This window comes from Phaeacidiphilus oryzae TH49, assembly GCF_000744815.1.
Taxonomy (GTDB): Bacteria; Actinomycetota; Actinomycetes; order Streptomycetales; family Streptomycetaceae; genus Phaeacidiphilus; species Phaeacidiphilus oryzae.
The window spans coordinates 2,065,876-2,087,090 of record NZ_JQMQ01000005.1; the positions used below are offsets into that span (position 1 = coordinate 2,065,876).

Annotated in this window: 13 protein-coding genes; 1 reads left to right on the forward strand and 12 read right to left on the reverse strand. The window is 74.9% G+C overall.

What is annotated here, in order from left to right; all coding sequences use genetic code 11:
• Nucleotides 1-714 precede the first annotated feature (714 nt).
• Complete coding sequence (lexA, locus tag BS73_RS13305; protein WP_051939891.1) at nt 715-1,512, forward strand: transcriptional repressor LexA; 798 nt, start codon at nt 715-717, stop codon at nt 1,510-1,512.
• 102 nt (nt 1,513-1,614) lie between these two features.
• Here the strand turns inward: lexA and BS73_RS13310 are convergent, their stop codons facing one another.
• The 12 genes from BS73_RS13310 to miaA all read right to left on the reverse strand — a co-directional run bounded on the left by BS73_RS13310 (nt 1,615) and on the right by miaA (nt 21,156).
• Complete coding sequence (locus BS73_RS13310) at nt 1,615-3,819, reverse strand: ATP-dependent DNA helicase (protein ID WP_037572077.1); 2,205 nt, start codon at nt 3,817-3,819, stop codon at nt 1,615-1,617.
• A gap of 67 nt (nt 3,820-3,886) precedes the next feature.
• Nucleotides 3,887-5,770, reverse strand: coding sequence for an IucA/IucC family protein (locus BS73_RS13315; protein WP_037572080.1), 1,884 nt, complete (start codon nt 5,768-5,770; stop codon nt 3,887-3,889).
• Entirely contained in the window at nt 5,754-7,262 is a 1,509-nt protein-coding gene (locus BS73_RS13320; protein ID WP_063836979.1) for a lysine N(6)-hydroxylase/L-ornithine N(5)-oxygenase family protein, read from the reverse strand. Before BS73_RS13320 ends, BS73_RS13315 begins: the two co-directional genes overlap by 17 nt.
• Before the next feature lie 97 nt (nt 7,263-7,359).
• The gene (locus tag BS73_RS13325; RefSeq protein ID WP_084704025.1) at nt 7,360-8,139 is read right to left on the reverse strand and encodes a GNAT family N-acetyltransferase; all 780 of its coding nucleotides are present in this window, start codon (nt 8,137-8,139) and stop codon (nt 7,360-7,362) included.
• Nucleotides 8,136-10,001, reverse strand: a complete 1,866-nt coding sequence (locus BS73_RS13330; RefSeq protein ID WP_051939893.1) for an IucA/IucC family protein — start codon at nt 9,999-10,001, stop codon at nt 8,136-8,138. The genes BS73_RS13325 and BS73_RS13330 overlap by 4 nt, the downstream gene beginning before the upstream one ends.
• The gene (locus BS73_RS13335) at nt 9,998-11,671 is read right to left on the reverse strand and encodes a pyridoxal phosphate-dependent decarboxylase family protein (protein WP_063836981.1); all 1,674 of its coding nucleotides are present in this window, start codon (nt 11,669-11,671) and stop codon (nt 9,998-10,000) included. Before BS73_RS13335 ends, BS73_RS13330 begins: the two co-directional genes overlap by 4 nt.
• A gap of 373 nt (nt 11,672-12,044) precedes the next feature.
• Nucleotides 12,045-13,427 (reverse strand): diaminobutyrate--2-oxoglutarate transaminase family protein, encoded by a 1,383-nt coding sequence (locus tag BS73_RS13340; protein WP_235215401.1) that lies wholly within the window; start codon nt 13,425-13,427, stop codon nt 12,045-12,047.
• 716 nt (nt 13,428-14,143) lie between these two features.
• The gene (gene hflX, locus BS73_RS13345; RefSeq protein WP_037572083.1) at nt 14,144-15,670 is read right to left on the reverse strand and encodes a GTPase HflX; all 1,527 of its coding nucleotides are present in this window, start codon (nt 15,668-15,670) and stop codon (nt 14,144-14,146) included.
• A gap of 7 nt (nt 15,671-15,677) precedes the next feature.
• Complete coding sequence (locus BS73_RS13350; RefSeq protein ID WP_084704027.1) at nt 15,678-18,128, reverse strand: RelA/SpoT family protein; 2,451 nt, start codon at nt 18,126-18,128, stop codon at nt 15,678-15,680.
• Between the two features lie 190 nt (nt 18,129-18,318).
• Nucleotides 18,319-19,248 (reverse strand): diaminopimelate epimerase, encoded by a 930-nt coding sequence (dapF, locus tag BS73_RS13355; RefSeq protein ID WP_051941417.1) that lies wholly within the window; start codon nt 19,246-19,248, stop codon nt 18,319-18,321.
• A gap of 78 nt (nt 19,249-19,326) precedes the next feature.
• Nucleotides 19,327-19,896 carry a hypothetical protein gene (locus BS73_RS13360; protein WP_407675140.1) on the reverse strand — a complete coding sequence of 190 codons (570 nt, stop codon included), beginning with the start codon at nt 19,894-19,896 and terminating at the stop codon, nt 19,327-19,329.
• Nucleotides 19,897-20,229: 333 nt separating this feature from the next.
• Entirely contained in the window at nt 20,230-21,156 is a 927-nt protein-coding gene (gene miaA, locus BS73_RS13365) for a tRNA (adenosine(37)-N6)-dimethylallyltransferase MiaA (protein WP_037572084.1), read from the reverse strand.
• Between the last annotated feature and the right edge of the window lie 59 nt (nt 21,157-21,215).

The following is a 21,215-nucleotide window of genomic DNA, read 5'->3' on the forward strand; positions in this document are numbered from 1 at the left end:
AAGCCGCTGGACCGCTGTCCACTGACGATCGCTGACGGTGCCTCGACTGCGCGCCACGAGGGCGGAGCTGGTCCACCGGCGGAGCGCCGCCGGGTATGGCACCACGGCCCCCAGCCGCCTCGGAAGGCGTCGGGAGCGACCACAGTCTAGGCGAAGCCCAGCGGGCTGTGCCCCGGGGGGACCACAACTTGTGGGCTGCGGGGACCAATCTACCCACAAGATGTGGTGCTTCGGCACCGACCCCACGAGTGCGTGTCGTGGCCGCGGACTCACCGGAGGCGATCGTCGCAGGTCACCGACGGGAGGGGCGGAGGGGGCGGCTGGGGCCCCGGTTCGGAAGGTCACCCGGTCGGCCCGCGAGGGCTCGGCGCGTCGTTTTCGGTGTCACTTCCGAGTGGATCCGCGGGCGATCCGGGACCGCTTTCGATCAGTTCGGCCCGCCCCGGTTACCCCGGAGAGCAATCCCTACTAGACTGACGCGGCCGAACAAACGATCGAGACACTCGTCGACAAGCCCGAAGAAAAGCCCCTACACCCAGCGCCTTGATCGAATCAGCCGGATAGGAAATAATTCACTCGAACGTGTGTTTGGCGCAACCTTTCGATCGGGGTTGCCGTTGGCCCCATACAAGGGGAGAACTTCCGTCGAGAGGGCCCGCCGTGACCACCACAGAAAGCAGCACCGTCCCGGTGCAGGAACGATCCCAGAAGACCATGGACCACACGGATCACAACTCACAGGACGGACCGCCTCCGGCGGCCTCCGGTCTCGTTCCCGACCAGCCCGTCGAGCATTCCCCCATGGACCATTCCCCCGCAGAGGACGCACCTGCTCCGGCCGCTCGCTCGCTTCCCGGCCGGCCGCCCGGAATCCGCACCGACGAATCCGGCCTGACGGAGCGTCAGCGGCGGGTCATCGAGGTGATCCGGGATTCCGTCCAGCGCCGCGGATACCCGCCGTCCATGCGGGAGATCGGCCAGGCGGTCGGGCTTTCCAGCACCTCTTCGGTGGCGCATCAGCTGATGGCGCTGGAGCGCAAGGGATTCCTCCGTCGCGACCCCCACCGGCCGCGCGCCTACGAGGTCCGCGGGGTGGAGGTCGCCCGCCCGGAGGCCGCAGAGCGGCCCAGCCGCCCGTCCACCTCCTACGTCCCGCTGGTCGGCCGGATCGCGGCCGGCGGCCCGATCCTCGCCGAGCAGTCGGTCGAGGACGTCTTCCCGCTCCCCCGGCAGCTGGTCGGCGACGGCGAGCTGTTCGCGCTGAAGGTCAGCGGTGACTCGATGATCGAGGCCGCGATCATGGACGGCGACTGGGTCACCGTCCGCCGCCAGCCGGTCGCGGAGAACGGCGACATCGTCGCGGCGATGATCGACGGCGAGGCGACGGTGAAGCGGCTGAAGCGCGAGGACGGCCACATCTGGCTGATGCCGCACAACGCGGCGTACCAGCCGATCCCGGGCGACAACGCGACCATCCTCGGCAAGGTCGTGGCGGTGCTCAGGCGCGTCTGAACGCGCCGTCGAAGGCACGAGTGAGGGGGCGCGGGGAATTCCGCGCCCCTCACTCGCGCCTGCGTGGCTGCGTGCCTGAGTGGCCGCTTCGTCGCGTCGGGGCTAGTCGCGCTTGCGTACCGGCGGCGCGTTCTCGTTGATCGCCGCGAGCGAGCGCCGCACCTGGTTGCGGTCGGTGGTGTACCAGAAGTCCGGCATCGAGGAGCGGAAGAAGCCGCCGTAGCGGGCCGTGGCCAGCCGAGGGTCCAGCACCGCGACGACCCCGCGGTCCTCCGAGGAGCGGACCAGCCGGCCCGAGCCCTGGGCCATCAGCAGCGCGGCATGGGTGGCGGCGACGGCCATGAAGCCGTTCCCGCCATGCTGTTCGACCGCCCGCTGCCGGGCGCTCATCAGCGGGTCGTCCGGCCGCGGGAACGGGATCCTGTCCATCACCACCAGCTGGCAGGCGGAGCCGGGGACGTCGACCCCCTGCCACAGCGAGAGGGTGCCGAACAGGCAGGTCTCGGCGTCCGCCGCGAAGCGCCGGATCAGCTCGCCCAGGGTCTCCTCGCCCTGGAGGAGGATCGGGTGGTCGATCCGCTCCCTGAGCTTCTCCGCCGCGGCCCGCGCACCGCGCATCGAGGAGAACAGCCCGAGGGTACGGCCGCCGGCCGCCTGGATCAGGTCGGAGAGCTCGTCCAGCATCTCCGGCCGGTCCGGCTCGCGGCCGGGCGGAGGGAGGTGCCGGGCGACATAGAGGATGCCCTGCTTCCGGTACTCGAAGGGGGAGCCGACGTCGATGCCGCGCCAGGGCGGCGTGGCCACCGGCAGCTCCTCCCCGAGATCGTCCTTGCTGCCGCCGGTCTCGTCCGTACCGGGCGCGCGGCCGCGGCCCCCGCCCCGGCCCCCGTACGCGCCGGGGACGTCGGCCGGGCCCCGCTCGTCCGGCAGCCGGCCGTCCGGGCCGAGGCCGACGGAGAGCGCCGGGCCGTTGAAGTCCCCGCCCAGCTTGAGGGTCGCGGAGGTGAGGACCACCGAGCGGTCCTGGTAGAGGTTCTCCCGGAGCAGGCCGGAGACGGTGAGCGGGGCGACCCGCAGCGAGGCCGCGCCCATCCCGCCGAGGCGGTCGTTGAGCTCGACCCAGACCACGTCGAAGGGCGAACCCTCGATCAGCCGCTCCGCGGTCTCGTGGATGTGCTCCACCGAGGCCAGCGCCTGCTTGCGGACCGCGTCCTCGTCGGCGACCTTGCGGTCCCTGACCTCCCCCAGCGAGACGATCACCTCACGGCAGGCGTCCCGGACCGCGGCGACCGCGTAGCCGAGGTTCTCGGGCAGCTCCTCCAGGCGGCCGGGCTGGGCCACCTCCATCAGGCCGTGGTAGTTCTCCGCGGCCGCCTGGAGGGCGTCCACGGCCTTCTCGTTGGCCAGCTTGGCGGCCCGCCGCACGGCGCGGTTCAGGGTCGTCGGGCTGAGCTCGGCGGTGGCCACCCCGGTCACCCGGGAGACCAGCTCGTGCGCCTCGTCGACGATCAGCAGGCCGTGCTCGGGGAGGACCGGGGCGCCCTCCAGGGTGTCGATGGCGAGGAGGGCGTGGTTGGTCACCACCACGTCGGCCAGCTTGGCCCGCTCCCGGGCCTGCTCGGCGAAGCAGTCCTGGCCGTACGGGCAGCGGGTGGCGCCCAGGCACTCCCGGGAGCTGACCGAGTACTGGGACCAGGCCTTGTCGGAGACGCCGGGCGAGAGGTCGTCCCGGTCGCCGGTCTCGGTCTCGTCGGCCCAGTCGCGCAGCCGGACGATGTCCTTGCCCAGCTTGCTGCTGGGGCCGGCCTGCGCGCCCAGGGCCTCGGCCGGGTCGAAGAGGCCCTCGCCGTCGTCGGCCGGCGCGCCCTCGTGGAGGCGGTGGAGACAGAGATAGTTGGAACGGCCCTTCAGCATGGCGTACAGCGGCTTGCGGCGGAGGATGGGGCGCACCGCCTCGACCGTCCGCGGGAGGTCGCGCTCCACCAGCTGGCGCTGCAGGGCCAGGGTCGCGGTGGCGACCACCACCCGGTCGCCGTGGGCGAGGGCGGGCACCAGGTAGGCGAGGGACTTTCCGGTGCCGGTGCCGGCCTCGACCAGGAGGTGCTCCCCCGACTCGACGGCGTCGGCGACGGCCTTGGCCATCCGCACCTGGCCGGGGCGCTCGGTGCCGCCGACCGCCTCGACCGCCGCGTGGAGGAGCTCGCTGGTGCGGTCGGGAACGGCGGCGGGATCGCCGGCGGGGTCGCCGCCGGGCTCGCCCGGCGCGTCTTCTTCGCCCTCACCGGGCAGGGGGAGCTTGTTCGTCATGGCCGGTCCAGCCTAGAGGGCGGCACTGACAGCCGGGCACCGACCGGCGGTTCCCACCCTCCGGCGCTCACCCCTTGGGGGAGGCGAGAGGGTTGGGGACGGTCCCGTAGGCGGCCACATGGGGGCGGGTGGCGCGGTCGCGGTAGCCGTCCAGCAGGAGGCGGTTGCGGTTGAGGCAGAGCCGGTCGATCCGCGGGGTGAGGAGGTCGAAGAGGCGGTGCCGGGAGCGGAGCTCCGGGAAGCGGGACTGCTCCGCCAGCACGGTGTCCCGCAGGAGGGTCCAGAACTCGTCCTCGGGCAGGCCGAGTTGGTCCTCCATCAGCGGCGCCAGATAGCGGAAGACCCCGACCAGGAGTCCGGAGTGGATGAACTGGCAGAGGTAGTCCGGTTCCTCGCGCAGCAGGACCCGGGCCACCTCGTCCGGCATCCCGTCGAGCTCCGGCAGCGGCACCGCGCTGACGTTGACGTCGTCGACGAAGTCCTTGACCGCGAGCCGCACCGGAAGGTCCCGTTCGTCGAAGACCACGATGGCGTTCTCGCCGTGCGGGGAGAACACCGTCCCGTAGCGGTAGAGGAAGTGCAGCAGGGGCGGCAGCAGCGCGCCGAAGAGGGCGCGCGTCCAGGCGCGGGCGCCGGCCCCGGAGCGGGCCACCAGCTCCGCCGTCAGCGCCCGGCCGGTCCGGTCGGTCTGCAGCAGCGCGGCCAGCGTGCGGGCCCGCTCCCCCGGTTCCAGATGGTCCGCGAGGGGCTCCCGCCAGATCGCGCCGAGCAGCTCCCGGTACTGGTACGGCACCCCCGGGATCGACTCCAGCAGCGGATGGCGGACGGTGACCGAGGCGGTCTCGCCGAGCAGCGCGACCCGGCATTCGTCGCGCAGATAGGGGTCGGCGGCCCGCAGCCCCTGCACCCAGGCGGTGACCGCCGGCGCCGAGCGGGTGCGCTCGGTGGGCAGGCCCCGCCAGACCATGGTGTTGAGCACGGAGAGCGGGAGCTTGACGGTGCGCCCCGCCGGCCGGCCGAGGTTGAGGAAGGTGCGGACGGACTGCTGCGGCAGCCTGGTCTCGCCGTCCGGGCCGAGCGGGATGATCGTGTCGTCGGCGAGGTGCGGCGCGAAGAACGGCACGATGGTCTCGTCCCACTGCCAGGGGTGCACCGGGAGCAGCAGGTACTCCTCCGGGTCCCGGCCGCGGCCCGTGATGGCGGCGCGGAAGCGGGCGGCGGCCTCCTCCCCCAGCTCCTCGGCGTAGAGCCGCTCGGCCGGGAGGCCGGGGACGCCGCGGTAGTCGGCGAGGGAGCGGTGGACGGCGATCCACGGCAGCACGGCGGGGCGCCGGGCCTCCGGCGCCCAGCGCTCCGCGTCCGTCGCGGAGAAGCCGACCCGGCCCTTGTTGGCGACCAGCCAGGGATGGCCGGTCTGGTGTCCTTCGAGTTCGGCGTAGTCGAGGTCGGCGAGCTCCTTGGCGCTCGGGCAGCGGAGGTCCAGCGAGACGTCGGCGAGGAGGGTCGCGGTGAGCTCGCGGACCAGGTGGCCGGCGGTGTCGCCGGCCACGCCGAGCTCGTCGCGCAGGTCGAGGAGGAGCGCCAGCGGGTCGGTGGCCGGTTCGCCGTCCCGGCGGACCGAGCCGGGGACGATCCGCCAGCCGCGGTACGCCCCGCGACGGGCGCGGAACTCGTAGGGGCCGATCCGGTACCCGGCGTCCGGGGCTTCCCGGGCTTCCGGGCCTTCCCGGCCTTCCGAAGGGGCTTCCCGACCCTCCGAAGGGGCCGCCGAGGCTTCCGGGGATCGGGCGGCGGCCGGGGTGGGCCCGGTCGGCTCGGGGGTCAGGATCTCCTCGTAGCAGAACTCGGCGATGGCCTTCTCCAGGAGGCGGCGGGAGGCGCGTCGCCACGCCTGGGCGTCCAGCCCCGCCGGGCGGCACAGCTCGGCGGAGCGCTCAACGGGCTGCGGCACGGGTGGGCTCCTCTGCGTCGGGCTTTCCCTGGCACCGGTCGGGCGAGGGGGCGGAACCGTCGGGGGCGGCCGCTGCGGGGCCGAAGGTGGTGAAAGCGGTGCGCGCCGGCAGACGATGGACGGTGCGCCCGGCCACGGAGTTGAGGATCACGGCCGCCCGGTGGGCGCCGAGCCCCAGGTCCGGAGTGCCCACGCCGTGGGTGTGGAGCTCCGCGTTCTGGACGTACAGGCCGCCGCCGATGTCCGGGCGCAGCGCCACCCGGTGGTCCAGGTCGACCTGGTAGCGCCCCTGGTCGTCCCAGTCGATCAGGTCGGCGAGGGGGTCCAGCAGGGCGGGGCGGCGGGCCGCGTAGCCGGTGGCCAGGATCACCGCGTCGGTCCGCAGGGTGTAGTCGCCCTCGGACTCCCGGTGCCGGCAGCGGAGTTCGAGGGGGCCGCCGTACGGCGCCGAGCGGGCCCGGAGCACCGCCGTGCCGGGCGAGATCACCACGTCCTCGGTGGTGTGCGGACCGCCGCCGACCGAGCGCTCGTAGAGGAGGTCGTGGATCTCGGCCAGGGTGTCGGCGCTGGCCGCCTTGTAGAGCTGGCCCTGGCGGGCGATCAGCTCGTCCCTGACGGCGGCCGGGAGGGCGTGGAAGTAGCGGGTGTAGTCGGGGGTGAAGTGCTCCAGGCCGAGCTTGGAGTACTCCATCGGCGCGATCGCGGCGGAGCGGGTCAGCCAGCGCACGGTGCGGCCGCCGGCCGGCAGCCCCGACTCGGCGGCCCGCTCGCGCTCCCGGAGGAGGTCGAGGAAGACCTCGGCGCCGGACTGCCCGGAGCCGACCACGGTGACGTCCCGGGCGTCCGCCAGCGCGGCCCTGCGGTGCCGGTACTCGCCGGCGTGCCAGACCCGGGGGTGGCCGTCCAGGGCGGCGAAGGCCTCCGGCAGGACCGGCTCGGTGCCGACGCCGAGCACCAGGTTGCGGGCCCGGACCGTGGTCGTCCTCGGCAGGGCCCCGCCGCCCTCGGCCGGGGCGGTGCGGAGGTCCACGGCGAAGAGGTCCTCGCCGTCCTCGGCGCGCTCCCAGCGGGCGGCGGCCACGCAGGTGCCGAAGCGGCAGTGCGGCAGCCGCTCGGCGACCCAGCGGCAGTAGTGGTCGTACTCCCGCCGGGAGAGATGGAAGCGCTCGGCGAAGTAGAACGGGAACAACCGGTCGTGCGCCCGGAGGTAGGCGAGGAAGGACCACGGGCTGGTCGGGTCGACCAGCGAGACCAGGTCGGCCAGGAAGGGGACCTGCATCCTGGCGCCGTCCACCAGCAGCCCCGGGTGCCAGCGGAACTCGGGCTTCCGCTCGACGAAGAGGGTGCGCAGCGAGCGCTCGCCGTCGGCCAGCGCGGCCAGCGAGAGGTTGAACGGGCCGATCCCGATGCCGAGCAGGTCGTAGGGCTCCTCGGCGGCCGCCCGGGGCGGGGAGATCGGCTGCGAGTCGGGCTGCGACACCGGCTGGGACATGGAGTGGTTCCTCACGGAGGTGCGGACGGAGGTGCGGATGGAGTGGCGGACGGACGGGAGGGGGAGGGAACAGCAGCGGACGGGGGCGCGCGCCCGGTCAGCGGGCCCGGAGCATCAGCGCGGCACGCTTCTCCGGGAGGTCAAGCACGGCCGCCCGGCGGAAGCCCGCCCGGGCGAAGGCCTGGACCGAGGGCAGATTGCGGACGTCGGGCTCGGCCACCACCCGCTGGGCGCGCGGACGCTGACGGAGGATCAGCTCGGCGACGGCCCGGATCAGGGTTCCGCCGAGGCCGCGGCCGCGGTACTCGGGCGGACCGATCAGCAGGTGGATCCCGGTGTCGTGCGGACGGGACGGATAGTGCCTGGCGATCGGGTCGAGATCGGCGCGGTAGACCTCCCAGTAGCTCATCGGGGCGCCGTTCAGCAGTCCCAGGCAGGGCACGCTGCGGCCGTCGCAGGTGAGCTGGGAGGCGATGTGCTGCTCGGTGAGGTACGCGGGCCCGGAGAGCTCCCAGAACGCGGAGACCACCGGATCGTTCATCCATCCGGCGATCAGCTCCAGATCCCGTTCGAGCCGCACCGGCTGCAGCCGGAACTCGCCGCGCGGGGTGCCGGCCGCACCCCACCGGGCGACGCCGTCCAGCAGATCCACCGGCTGCGAGGAGGCCGGCACGGGCCGCTGCCCACCCCGCGCCTGCCCGGGCAATCGCCGACTCCCGGGGCCCCCGTCCACCTCCCCGGGCGCCGTCTCCGCCGCCGCCCCACCCCCGGCGACGGGCATGCCCGTGTTCCGTGGGGCGGGGCCGTCTGCGGGTGGCGGCTGGTGAGGGTCTGCTGCCCGGGGCCCGGGGTGGGGCGGAGGCTGGGGCGGGGTCATCGGCGGACTCCGGCGGTGGCGTTCGCGGGGTGGCCCGGCGCGGGCGATCGGCCGGCCGCGGCGACCGGGTTCGGCACGGTGACGTAGACGGACTGGGTCTCGACCGGGCCGACCAGCTCGTCCAGGCCGCGCAGCCGGGTCAGCAGATTGGCCTTGCAGCGCAGGGTCGGCGCCTCCAGCAGCCGCTGCGGCAGCCCTGAGCGGCTGCGCACCGCCGCGCCGGACAGGAACTGCCGCAGCACCGCGAGGAGCACCTGCTCGTCGGCCAGCCGCTGCGCCCCGAACGCGCCGATCAGGCCGAGGATGTGGTTGGCGCCCAGGTAGTAGGCGAAGCGCTCGTCCACCACCGGGTCCTCGACGAAGGTCTCGCTGCGCCGCCCGATCCCGGGCAGCCGGGCGTCCAGCTCCGCCGCCCGCGAGGCGCGGTAGTAGTACCCCTGGTTGTCCCGGTACCGGCCGCCGGCGGGCCAGCCGTCCGCGTCCAGCAGCACCAGGGTGTTCTGCTGGTGGGCCTCCAGGGCGATGCCCGCGTACCCGTCCAGCCAGAGGATGGGCAGCACCAGGCGCTCCAGGTAGCGGGCGAACCACTCGACCGCGACGGTCCGCTGGGCCCGCCCGTGCCGCCGCGCCAGCCCCTGCAGCAGGGCCGCCAGCCGGGAGCGCGCGGGCCTGCCGTCCACGCCCCAGTACGGGGTCTCGGCGACCAACCCGGCCAGGCAGTACGCCCGTTCGTGGGGGCCGAAGGCGTTGTCCCGCAGCACCACGTCCAGCCCCTGCACCCCGGGCACGTCCACCGCCAGCCAGGCGGGGTCACGGACGACGGTGAAGTCGGCACCCGCGCAGGCCTCGGAGGCCCGCCACTCCGCGCCGAGGCCGGAGTCGAGCAGCCGGCTGATCTCGACCCCGCGCTCCAGCTCCTTGCGGAGGTTCTCCCGGCGGGAGTTGGTGATCCGCAGCCCCAGCGAGAGCTTCAGCATGAACGGGTCGCCGGGCCGGTGGACGGTCCGCAGCGACGAGGTGGGGAACCAGGGGGCGCCCCCGCCCGGGCCGAGATCGCGCACCACACCGCGGTCCAGCAGGTCGCGGACGGCCGGGCGGAGCAACACCTCGCGGGCCTGCCACGGATGCACCGGCAGCAGCGCGCGCCCGTCCTCGGGCGGCCGGTCGCCGTACACCCCGGCCAGCAGCTCGTCTGCGGCCTGCGGCAGCGCCGAGTCGGAGGCGACCACGGAGCGGTCCACCGAGAACCAGTGCGGTCGGAAGCTGCCCCGCAGCTCCGGCGAGTACGCGGCCGCCTCCGCCTCGCCGAGGCCCTCCCGCGACTTGGGGGTGGGGTGCAGCGGATGGCCGAGGAGCAGCGCCTGCTCGGAGTCGAGGAAGGCGCTCGTGCCCGGCGGCGGTTCCGGCCGGGCCCTGCGCTCCGCGAGATGCCGGGCGGCCCGGCGGACCGAGTCCGCGACCCGGCCGGTGAGCTCGGCGACCTCGCCCCCGGGGCCGGGGCCGCCGGCCGCGCCCGGCGGCTGCGGAGCCGCCCCCGCCGTGCGGGCCAGCAGCGCGGCGACGGTCACCGCGTCGGCCGGGCGCCGGGTGGCGCCGTCGGCCGTGGCCAGCTCCGCGGCGCCGAACCGGTGCCAGCCGCAGGCCGACCAGTAGCGGACCGGCGCGGAGAGCCGCAGCCCGCCGCCGAGCTCCACCACCAGCGGCTGCCCGCCGCGCGGCTGCGGCACCGAGGCCTCCCGGACCCAGCAGCGCAGGAGGTGCTCGGTCCCGGCGGCGTCCGCCGCGACCGCCGGATCGGGGTGCAGCAGGAGGTCCGCGTCCGGGTCGCCGTCCGGGTCGATCGGCTGGTGCGGGACGTTCACCGAAGGGCTCCCTTGCTCGTGCCGGCGGTGGTGCCGGCGCTCGTACCGGCAGTCGTGCGGGCGCTCGTACCGGTGCCGCTGCTCGTGATCTCGCTCTCCTGGGCGTCCGCCTGCGCGTGCTCGGCGGTCTCACCCGCCCGGACCACCAGGCCGATCAGCGCGTCCAGTTCGTCCTCCGTGGTCGACGGGTTGAGCAGGGTGAGCTTGAGCCGCACCGCGCCGGGGCCGCTGCCGCGCTCGGTCCTGCCGACCACGGCCCGCCCGCCGGCGAGCAGCCGCCGCCGCAGTTCGGCGTTGACCCGGTCCGTCAGCCGGGCCTGGGCCTCGGCCTCGGCGGCGCTCGGCGGGGTCGCCGGGGTGCGGTACTCCCGGCCGTCCGCACCGCTCGGCAGATAGCGGAAGACGACCGTGCTCAGCACCGGCGCCGCGGTCAGTTCGAGACGCGGCTCGGCGGCGATCCGCCGGGCCGCGTGGCAGGCCAGGGCGTGGCAGCGGTCGACCATCGCGCCGAGCCCGGCCCGGCCCAGCGACCGCAGGGTGACGGCGAGTTTGAAGACGTCCGGCCGCCGGGTGGTGCGCAGCGAGCGGCCGAGCAGCGAGGTGTACCCGGCCTCCTCGTCGTCCGCCGGGTTCAGATACGCGGCCCGCTGCTCCAGCGGCGCCAGCGTCGCGGCCATGCGGGCCAGGAAGACCCCGGCGGCCACCGGCTGCCAGCCGAGCTTGTGGAGGTCGAGCGCGACGGTGTCGGCCCGCTCCAGACCGTTCAGCAGCGGGGACAGCCGGCGGGAGAAGAGGGCGCCGCCGCCGTACGCGGCGTCCACATGCAGCCGGACCCGGTGCGCCCGGGCCACCTCGGCGATCCTCGGCAGCGGGTCCACCGCCCCGAGGTCGGTGGTGCCCGCGGTGGCGGCCACGCAGATCGGTACGTCGCCCTCGGCCTCCGCCTCGGTGAGGGCGCGCTCCAGCTCGGCCGGGATCATCCGGTCCGCCGCGTCCGTCGGCACCGCCCGCACCGCCCGGCTGCCGAGGCCGAGTTGGGCCGCGGCACGGGCGAAGGAGAAGTGCGCGGCGGCGGAGCAGAACACCAGCAGCCGCCCGGCGGCGGCTGCCGGGATGCCCTCCCCGCGCCGCACCCGGTACCGCTCGGTGAGCACCGCGTCCCGGGCGAGGAGCAGGCCCATCAGGTTGGACTCGGTGCCGCCGGTGGTGAACACCCCGCCGGCGCCCTCCGGGTCGGCGAAGCCGACCAGCCGGGACAGCTCGCGCAGCACGGCGGGCTCCAGCTCGGTGCCGCCGGGGGCCTGGTCCCAGGAGTCCAGCGACTGGTTGAGGGCGCTCGCGGCCAGCTCGGCGGCGACCGCGACGTCCAGCGGCGGGCAGTGGAGATGGGCCGAGCAGGCGGGATGGGCGGGGTCGGCGGCGGTGGCCGCCAGCGCACGGGTGAGGGTGCGGAGGGCGCCCGGGTCGGGGCGTTCCGGCAGCAGCGCGCCGGGCGCGAGGAGCGGCGCGAGGGCGCGCGCGACGCCCTCCGGCCCTCCGGCGGGTACGGGGCCCTGCCGGTCCGCGCGGCCCTCGGCCAGGCCCGCCAGCGCCTCCTGGACCAGCGCGGGGAGGGAGGAGCCGCCGAGTCCGGCGTGGCCGGCGTGGCTGGTCTGGCCGGTCTGGCCCACGGGCCCGGCAGCGCCGCCGGCCTCCGCCGGGCCCCACGGGGTGCCCCGGCGCAGACGACCGGGGTGCCGACCGCCTCCTGGGCGGGTCCGGACGGGCCGGGGACTTCGGCCGACCGCACGCTCTCCGGCAGCGGACCGCCGGCGACGGAGACCGGGCCGTCCGTTGCGCCCCAGGGCGTCCCGACGGCCATCGGCCGCGCGGCGGGGTCCCGCGGCGCGGGCGCGGCGGGCGTCCTCGGCCGCGCGGGCGCCGCGGCGAGGGGCGGCAGGGGGTGGAGCGGCGGCAGGGGCGGCAGCGACATCTCCGACGAGGCCGAGGTCGAGGCCGAGGTCGACGGCAGCGGCAGCGGCTGGGAGGGCGACACGTCGGTGGTCATCGTCCGGCCCCCGCCCAGTCGGTGCTCACGGCGCCGGCGCCCAGCGGCGCGGGGATCGGCGGCCCTGCGGCGGCCGCGGTCAGCGCGTCGTCGAGTCGTTCCAGCACCGCCTCCGCCTGCTCCTCGCTCATGGTGAGCGGTGGAAGGAGGCGGACCACGCAGCCGTCCCTGCCGCCGGTCTCGACGATCAGCCCGCGGCGCAGCGCCTCCCGCTGCACCGCCCGGGCCAGCTCCGGCGCGGGCGGCCGGGCTCCCAGCCCGTCCGGATCGGCGTCCGGCCGCACCAGCTCAAGGCCCAGCATCAGGCCCCGCCCGCGCGCCTCGCCCACGCAGCGGTGACGCCGCGTCAACTCGCGCAGCCGCTCCAGCATCCGGCCGCCGAGGTCGGCGGCCCGCTCGTCCAGCCGCTGCTCGCGGACGAACCGCAGGGTCGCCGCGCCGGCGGCCATCGCCAGCTGGTTCCCGCGGAACGTTCCGGCATGGGCGCCGGGCTGCCAGAGGTCCAAATCGCTCCGGTAGACCACGGCGGCCAGCGGCAGGCTGCCGCCGACCGCCTTGGAGACGACCATGGCGTCCGGCACCACGCCGCTGTGCTCGACCGCCCACATCCGGCCGGTACGCCCGACGCCGGTCTGCACCTCGTCCACGATCAGCGGGATGCCGCGCTCCTCGGTGATCCTCCGCATCTCGCGCAGCCAGGAGTCCGGGGCCGGGATCACCCCGCCCTCCCCCTGCACCGGCTCGACCAGCATCGCGGCGGGGATGCCGGTACCGCCGCGCGGGTCGTCCAGCAGCGACTCCGTCCAGCGCGCGCCGACCCGCGCGCCCTCGGGCTCGCCCAGGCCGAGCGGGCAGCGGTACGGGTACGGATACGGCAGCCGGGTCACCGCGTCGGTGCCGCGCCGCTCGACGTCGCCGCTGACGGCCAGGGCCCCCTCGGTCATGCCGTGGTACGCGCCGGTGAAGGCGAGCAGCCGGTGCCTGCCGGTGGCGGTGCGGGCGAGTTTGATCGCGGCCTCGACGGCGTCGGTGCCGGCCGGGCCGCAGAACTGGACCCGGAGGTCGCGGTCGGCGAAGGCGGGCGGGAGGGAGGCGAAGAGCTCGCTGGTGAACTCGTCCTTCACCGGGGTGGCCAGGTCCAGCACGTGCAGCGGCGCCTCCGAGTCCAGTACGCGGCGGATCACCTCGACGACGGCCGGGTGGTTGTGGCCGAGGGCGAGGGTCCCGGCGCCGGAGAGGCAGTCGAGGTAGCGCCTGCCGTCGGCGCCCTCCACGGTCATCCCGCGGGCGCGGACCGGGACGATCGGCAGGGTGCGGGCGTAGGTCCTGGCCGCGGATTCGCGGGCGGCCTGGCGACTCAGGATGGACGCGATGGTCACAGGCGGATACCTCCTGGGTACTCTCAGTGAGGTAAGGCTTACCTTCCCGATGGCCTTTCGAGCAAACTGCTGGGGCGCGGGCCACCCGCACGGGTGAAGGTGTGCGCTGCGGGTGGGCCCTGGACAGTTCAACGAGGTATGCCGACGCCGATCACGAATTCCGGGCAACTAGCGCGCGCAAGGCCGAACTTGACCCCATTCCCAAGACAGAACGCCCTGGAGAGGAGTAAAAGCCCCCGAAGCCGAGTGAGCCCGAAGGGCGAAAAAGGGCCGCGAGGAACCGCGCGCCCAACGCAAACGGCGCCGCAGCCGGCGACGGAGGAGGAGCTGCACCCCCCCGGCCGGGCCGATGAGCCCGAAGGGCGAATAGGGGGCGCGAGGAACTGCGCGGCCCGCGCAAACGGCGCCGCAGCCGGCGATGGACGACAGGTTGCAACCCCGGCCCGGCCGACGAGCCCGAAGGGCGACTAAGGGGCGCGAGGAACTGCGCGGCCCACGCAAACGACGCCGCAGCCGGCGACAGACGACAGGTTGCAACCCCGGCCCGGCCGACGAGCCCGAAGGGCGAAAAAAGGGGGCGCGAGGAACTGCGCGCCCAACGCAAACGGCGCCGCAGCCGGCGGCGGAGGACGGGTTGCAATCCGTTGTCCGTCGCCGGCTGCGGCGCCGCGCCGTAAACGGCCGGGGCGCGGCCCGCAGGGCTGCGGGGCTGCGGGTTACGCCGGGGTCACCGCGTAGCGGGCCAGCTCGGCGGCGAGCTCCTCGCGGACGCGGGCGCGAAGCAGGGTGCCCTCCGCGCGGTGGTCCTCGCCGAGGACCTCGCCCTGGGCGTGCGCCCGGGAGACCAGGTCGCCCCTGGTGTACGGCACCAGCGCCTCCACCTCGATGTCCGGCCGCGGGATCTCGTCCTCGAGCAGCTTCAGCAGCTCGTCGAGGCCCGCACCGGTGCGCGCCGAGACGGCGACCGCGTGCGGCTCCCGGCGCAGCAGCCGCTGGATCACCAGCGGGTCGGCCGCGTCGGCCTTGTTGATCACCACGATCTCCGGCACCTCACCGGCGCCGACCTCGGCGAACACCTCGCGCACCGCGGCCAGCTGCGCCTCCGGGTCCGGGTGAGCGCCGTCCACCACGTGGAGCACCAGGTCCGCATCGGCGACCTCCTCCATCGTGGAGCGGAAGGCCTCCACCAGGTGGTGCGGCAGGTGCCGGACGAAGCCGACGGTGTCGGCCAGGGTGTACACCCGGCCGCCCGGCGTGGTGGCCCGGCGGATCGTCGGGTCCAGGGTGGCGAACAGCGCGTTCTCCACCAGCACCCCGGCCCCGGTGAGCCGGTTGAGCAGCGAGGACTTGCCCGCGTTGGTGTAGCCGGCGATGGCCACCGACGGGATCGCGTTCCGCCGCCGCTCCTGCCGCTTGGTGTCGCGGCCGGTCTTCATCGCGGCGATCTCGCGGCGGAGCTTCGCCATCTTCTCGCGGATGCGGCGCCGGTCGGTCTCGATCTTGGTCTCACCGGGACCGCGGGTCGCCATCCCGCCGCCGGAGGAACCGGAGCCACCGCCACCCATCTGCCGGGAGAGCGACTGACCCCAGCCGCGCAGCCGGGGCAGCATGTACTGCATCTGCGCGAGGGAGACCTGCGCCTTGCCCTCACGGGACTTGGCGTGCTGGGCGAAGATGTCCAGGATCAGCGCCGTCCGGTCGACGACCTTCACCTTGACGACGTCCTCCAGGTGGATCAGCTGGGCGGGCGTCAGCTCGCCGTCGCAGACCACCGTGTCGGCGCCGGTGGAGAGGACGACCTCGCGCAGCTCCTCGGCCTTGCCGGAGCCGATGTAGGTCGCCGGGTCGGGCCGGTCGCGGCGCTGGATCACCCCGTCCAGGACGACCGAACCGGCCGTCTCGGCCAGCGCGGCCAGCTCGGCGAGGGAGTTCTCCGCATCCTCGGCCGTCCCCTCGGTCCAGACGCCGACCAGCACCACGCGCTCCAGGCGCAGCTGGCGGTACTCGACCTCGGTGACGTCCTCGAGCTCGGTGGAGAGGCCCGCGACGCGGCGGAGCGCGGCGCGGTCGGTGCGGTCGAACTGGTCGCCGTCGTAGCCGCCGCCGTACACGCCGTCGGCGGAACCCCGCGGAGCCTCGTCGACTCCCGCGAGGTCCTCATCCATCAGGGCTTCCGCCCGAAGGTCCGCCGGGCGGCGGCGGTTCTCACGGTCATCGGACGTGGATCGCGTGGAAGTCGTCATAGCATCCTTAGTTCGACGGGGGTCCGGGTTCGGACGGATCGCGGGAGGTTTCCCCCGCGTCGTCCGCTACAAACAACGCCGCGGCCATGCCGCGGATTCCCCACAATGGTCCCACGGCGGCATTCTCCGGGTCATCAGGGTTTTCGGCGTTTCCGGTGTCCCCGGCGGTCTCCCGGTTGGCCCGGTAGACGTCGTACACCCCGGGCACCCGGAGCATGGCCCGCATCAGCGGCGGCAGCGCCTCGGCGTCCGGGAGGACGACGGTGTAGGTGTGCCGGACCCGCAGTTCGCGCGGCGGCTGGACCATGGCGGCGGTGATGTCCACCCCGGCGGCCGAGATGGCCGCGGTGAGCTCGGCGAGGAGGCGGGGCCGGCCGAGCGCCTCGACCTGGACGGTGGCCCGGTACGGCCTGGCCGGCTCGGCGGGGCCGGCCGCCGTCGTCCAGCCGGCCTCCAGTGGCGTCCGGCCCTTGCCGACCATTCCCGCGGCGGTCGGGCAGTCCGCCCGGTGGACGGCGATCGCGCCGCCGCGGATGGCGAAGCCGACCAGCGGGTCCGGCGGCACCGGCGTGCAGCAGCGGGCCAGGCGGGGCAGCGCGCCGGGTCTGCCGGCGACGGTGATCCCGAGCCCGTCGAGCGCGACCGGGGAGGTGGACTCGGCGTCTGTCTCCCCACCTGCGTCGGTGTCGGCGTCGGCGCCGTCTTCAGCGACGGCCTCGGCGTCGCCGTCGTCGGACCCCGCGCCGGACCCCGCAGAAGCCGGAGCCGGAGCCGGAGGCGGCGCCGACGCCGAAGCCGACGGGGCGGGCCCGCACGGGTGGGTGGTGAGCCAGCGTTCGATGGCGATCCTGGCCTGGGGGGTTCTGGCGTGGCCCAGCCAGAGCGGGGACGGGCCGCTCGGCTCGGAGTCCGGCGGCTCGGTCAGGACGTCGAACACGTCGCCGTCGGACAGCTGGGTGGAGAGGGCGACCAGCCGGCCGTTGACCCGGGCCCCGACGCAGCGGTGGCCGATCGCCTCGCCCAGCGCGTACGCCGCGTCCACGCAGTCGGCGCCGGCCGGGAGCTGGAGGGTCCGCCCGTCCTCGGTGACCACGGTCAGCTCGTGGTCGTCGGAGAGGTCCGCGGTGAGCCTGGACCAGAAGGTGTCCGGATCGGGGGTGACCCGCTGCCAGTCCAGCAGCCGCTCCAGCCAGCCGGGGCGGGCCGGGTCGGCGCCCTCCTCTGGCTCCGCCGGCTCGGCGCTGGCCGGCACCCCGCCCAGCGCGACCACCCCGAACTCGGCCACCTGGTGCATCCGTTCGGTGCGGACCAGCACCTCGGCCGCTCCCCCGCCCTCCGCCATCAGCACGGCGGTGTGCAGCGACTGGTAGAGGTTGAACTTGGGCGCGGCGACGAAGTCCTTGAACTCCCCCGGCAGCGGCGTCCAGCAGGTGTGGAGCTCGCCGAGCACGGCGTAGCAGTCGGCCGGCTCCTCGACCACCACCAGCACCCGCGCCAGGTCTCCCGGGGCCGGCGGCCCCGGTGGCGCGTCGGCGCCGCGGGCGAGTCTGGTGCGGTGCACCGAGACGCAGTGCCGCGGCCGGACGCCGACCTCCCCGCGTACCCCGGCCTCGCGCAGCTGGCGGCGGAGTCTGGCCGCGAACCGCCGCAGCGGGGCGTCCTCGCCGAGCACCGCCGCCTCGTGCTCGGCGATCAGCGCGCGGGTGGCGGCGTGCTCCTGGGGATGGAGGACGGAGAAGACCAGGTCCTCCAGCTCGGTCTTGACCACCTGGATGCCGAGCCGCTCGGCGAGCGGGATGAGCACGTCCCGGGTGACCTTGGCGATCCGCACCTGGCTGGCCGGCTTCATGTGCTTCAGGGTGCGCATGTTGTGCAGCCGGTCGGCGAGCTTGATCACCATCACCCGGACGTCGTTGCCGGTGGCGACGAGCATCTTGCGGAAGGTCTCGGCCTCGGCCGCCGCGCCGAAGTCGACCTTGTCCAGCTTGGTCACCCCGTCGACCAGGTAGGCCACCTCGGGGCCGAACTCCTCCTCGACCTGACGCAGCGTCATGTCCGTGTCCTCCACGGTGTCGTGGAGGAGGGCGGCGACCAGGGTGGTGGTCTCGGCGCCGAGTTGGGCGAGGATCATCGTGACCGCGAGCGGATGGGTGATGTACGGCTCGCCGCTCTTCCGCTTCTGGCCCCGGTGCGAGGCCTCGGCCACCTGGTACGCCCGGGCCAGCAGGGCGAGTTCGGGGCGGCCCATCCGCGGGTGCCGGGCCCGGTGGGCGCGGACCACCGGTTCCATGGCGTCCGGGAGTTCCGGACGCGCGGTGGACAGCAGCGCCGCGAACCCGCGGCGCGCGCCCCGCCCGCGCTGGGCGGGGGCCGCGGGCACCCCAGGGGCCCCGGGGGCTCCGGGCGCCCCCGGCCCCGGCACGGGCACTCCGGGTACTGCACCGGCTTCGCTGGTCATGCGCACCTCCGGCTGTACGGCGACGGCGCTCCCCTGCATAACCGACCTCACCACGGAGCGTGCGTGAGTACCCGCCCAGCGTAGCGAGGACAACCCGAATGGGGGATTTGGATCACGGAAGGAACGGAAACGATGAAAGGTTGACCGTCGATCGACCGTTCCGGCCCCGGGGGCGGCCCAGCGGGCCCGTTCAGCGGCCGAGCAGCTGCCCCGGGTACAGCACACCCTCGCCGACGATCACCGCCGGGCCGGTCATCTCGACCGTGCCGTCCGGGAGTTGGGAGATCACCAGGCGGCCGCCGGGGAGGTCCACGGTGTAGGTCACCCGCTCCCCCGTGACCAGCGGGTCCCGGCCGTCCCGGCGGGCGGCGGCGACCATCACGGCGCAGGCGCCGGTGCCGCAGGAGCGGGTCTCGCCGGAGCCGCGCTCGTGCACCCGCATGGCGACCGCCCGCGGGCCCAGATCGGCCACGAACTCGACGTTGACGCCCTCCGGGTAGGCACCGGCCGGAGTGACCTCCGGAGCCTCGTACAGGTGGCCGGCCTCGGCGAGGTCCTGGACGAAGACCACGGCGTGCGGATTGCCCATGTTGACGTTGACGGCGGGCCAGGCCACCGGCTCGGCGCCGCCGCGCGGGGTGGCCAGGACGCCCTCCTGCGGCTGCGGGAAGGCGGGCTTCCCCATGTCGACGGTGACCTCGCCGGGGGTGCCGTCCGGGGCGTCCTTGGCGATGTGCAGCCGGCGCAGCCCGGCGCGGGTGGCGACGGCCAGGTCGCCGGAGCCGGCGAGGCCGGCGTCGACCAGGTAGCGGGCGAAGACCCGGACGCCGTTGCCGCACATCTCGGCGATCGAGCCGTCGGAGTTGCGGTAGTCCATGAACCACTCGGCGGAGTCGGCCAGTTCGGCCGCCTCGGGGTGGGCGGCGGAGCGCACCACGCGGAGCACGCCGTCCGCGCCGATCCCGGCGCGCCGGTCGCAGATCCGGGCCACCAGGGCGGCGTCCAGCTCCAGGGCCCCGTCCGGGTCGGGGATGATCACGAAGTCGTTCTCCGTGCCGTGCCCCTTGAGGAACGGGATCCCGGGCGTCCGCCGGCCGGCCGCGCCGGTACCGGTGCCGATGCCGGTGGTAGTGGTGGTGGTCGCCTGATCGCTCACACCCGCGATGGTACGGGCTGCGGCCCGCCGACCGCGAAGCGGTCAGCCGCGCAGCCGGGCGACCCGCCAGACGGCGAGGGCCAGCACCACGACGCCGACGCAGGTGTAGCCGAGCAGGGCCCTCCAGCCCGGCCGGGCGCCGGAGCCCACCCGGGGCAGTCCGGGCAGCGCGAAGCCGGCCCGGTAGGCGGCGGCCGCGCCCCAGCCGCAGGCGGCGGCGAAGAGGAGCAGTCCGAGCATCCCGACCACCACCCCGCCGCCTGAGCTCTCGAAGGCCAGCGGAAAGGCGAACATCAGGGCGCCCAGGATGGCCAGGGCGCCGATCGGCAGGGTCTGCCAGAGCCGGAGCCGGCCGGGCGGGCGGAGCTCGCGCTCCCGGAAGGGGCGCTCCGGCTCCGCCGGCTCGCCCTCGCCGTCGATGCCCCGGTCGAGGTCGTCCAGGCCGGGGGCCGGTTCGGCCGGGCGCCGGACTCCGGCGCGGCCGTTCGACCGCTCAAGACCGCTCCCAAGCTCACGATCGTGATCGGCGGGCTCCCGGCTGACCTCGGGCTCATCGGGCATCTCGCCCTCCCCGGAGCGGCCGATCCGGTGGAGCCCGGGGCCGGTATCCATCGACACGCGGCCTCCCTGGGGTCTCAACACCGGGGACGTTCGGCACCGGCTTTCCGATGTGCTCGATGATGACACGGGCAAGGGCGGCCACCCGGCACGGCGGGGGGCCTGCCGGTGATCCGTGGCCATGACGTGATCAGGCCGTAATCGCTCGGTCCCTCTGCACCTGCAGGTGCTTTTGCCGATGCACTCGCAGTCGATCAGCGGCCGTCCGGAGGCCGCCCGGACGCAGCCCGAAAGGCGCCCGAAAGGCGCCCGGCGAACGCCGGATGAAGGATCGGTGAAGGAACGGCGAGGGCCTCCGCCGAGCCGCGGCGGCCCCCGACCGGAGCCTCAACTACCGTTCGCGGCAAGGATGTCCAGCGCCTCGTCGACCAACTCCGGGCCCCTGCTGTCCAGCCAGTGCACCCGCGGGTCGCGGCGGAACCAGGACTCCTGCCGCCGGGCGAAGCGGCGGGTGGCGCGGACGGTCTCCTCGCGCGCCTCCTCCTCCGCGCACTCCCCCGAGAGCTGCGCCAGCACCTGCTGGTAGCCGAGCGCCCGGGAGGCCGTGCGGCCCTCCCGCAGCCCCTCCGCCTCCAGCGCGCGCACCTCGTCCACCAGGCCGTCCCGCCACATCCGGTCCACCCGCAGGGCGATCCGCTCGTCCAGCTCCGGGCGCGGCACCCGGACGCCGATCTGCACCGCGTCGTAGACCGAGCGGTGGCCGGGGAGGTTGGCGGTGAACGGGCGGCCGGTGATCTCCACCACCTCCAGGGCGCGGACGATCCGCCGGCCGTTGCTGGGCAGGATGGCCTCGGCGGCCGCCGGGTCGGCCGCGGCCAACCGTGCGTGGAGCGCGCCGGAGCCCTGCTCGGCGAGCTCGGCCTCCAGCCGGGCCCGTACGGCCGGGTCGGTGCCGGGGAACTCCAGATCGTCCACGGCGCCCCGGATGTACAGGCCGGAGCCGCCCACCAGGATCGGCGTGCGCCCGCGCGCCAGCAGGTCGTCCAGCACCGCGCGGGCCAGCCGCTGGTACTCCGCGACGCTGGCCGTGACGGTGACATCCCAGACGTCCAGCAGGTGGTGCGGCACCCCTTGGCGCTCGGCCTCGGTGAGCTTGGCGGTGCCGATGTCCATTCCCCGGTAGAGCTGCATCGAGTCGGCGTTGACGACCTCGCCGCCGAGCTTGCGGGCGAGGGCCACGGCGAGGTCCGACTTGCCGGCGGCGGTGGCGCCGACCACGGCGACGACACGGGGGGATCGGGTGGGGGTGTTCACGTCCTCCAGTCTCCCAAAGGCTCGGTGGGCGGCGCGCTCGCCGTGAGAAGCGGGCGCAC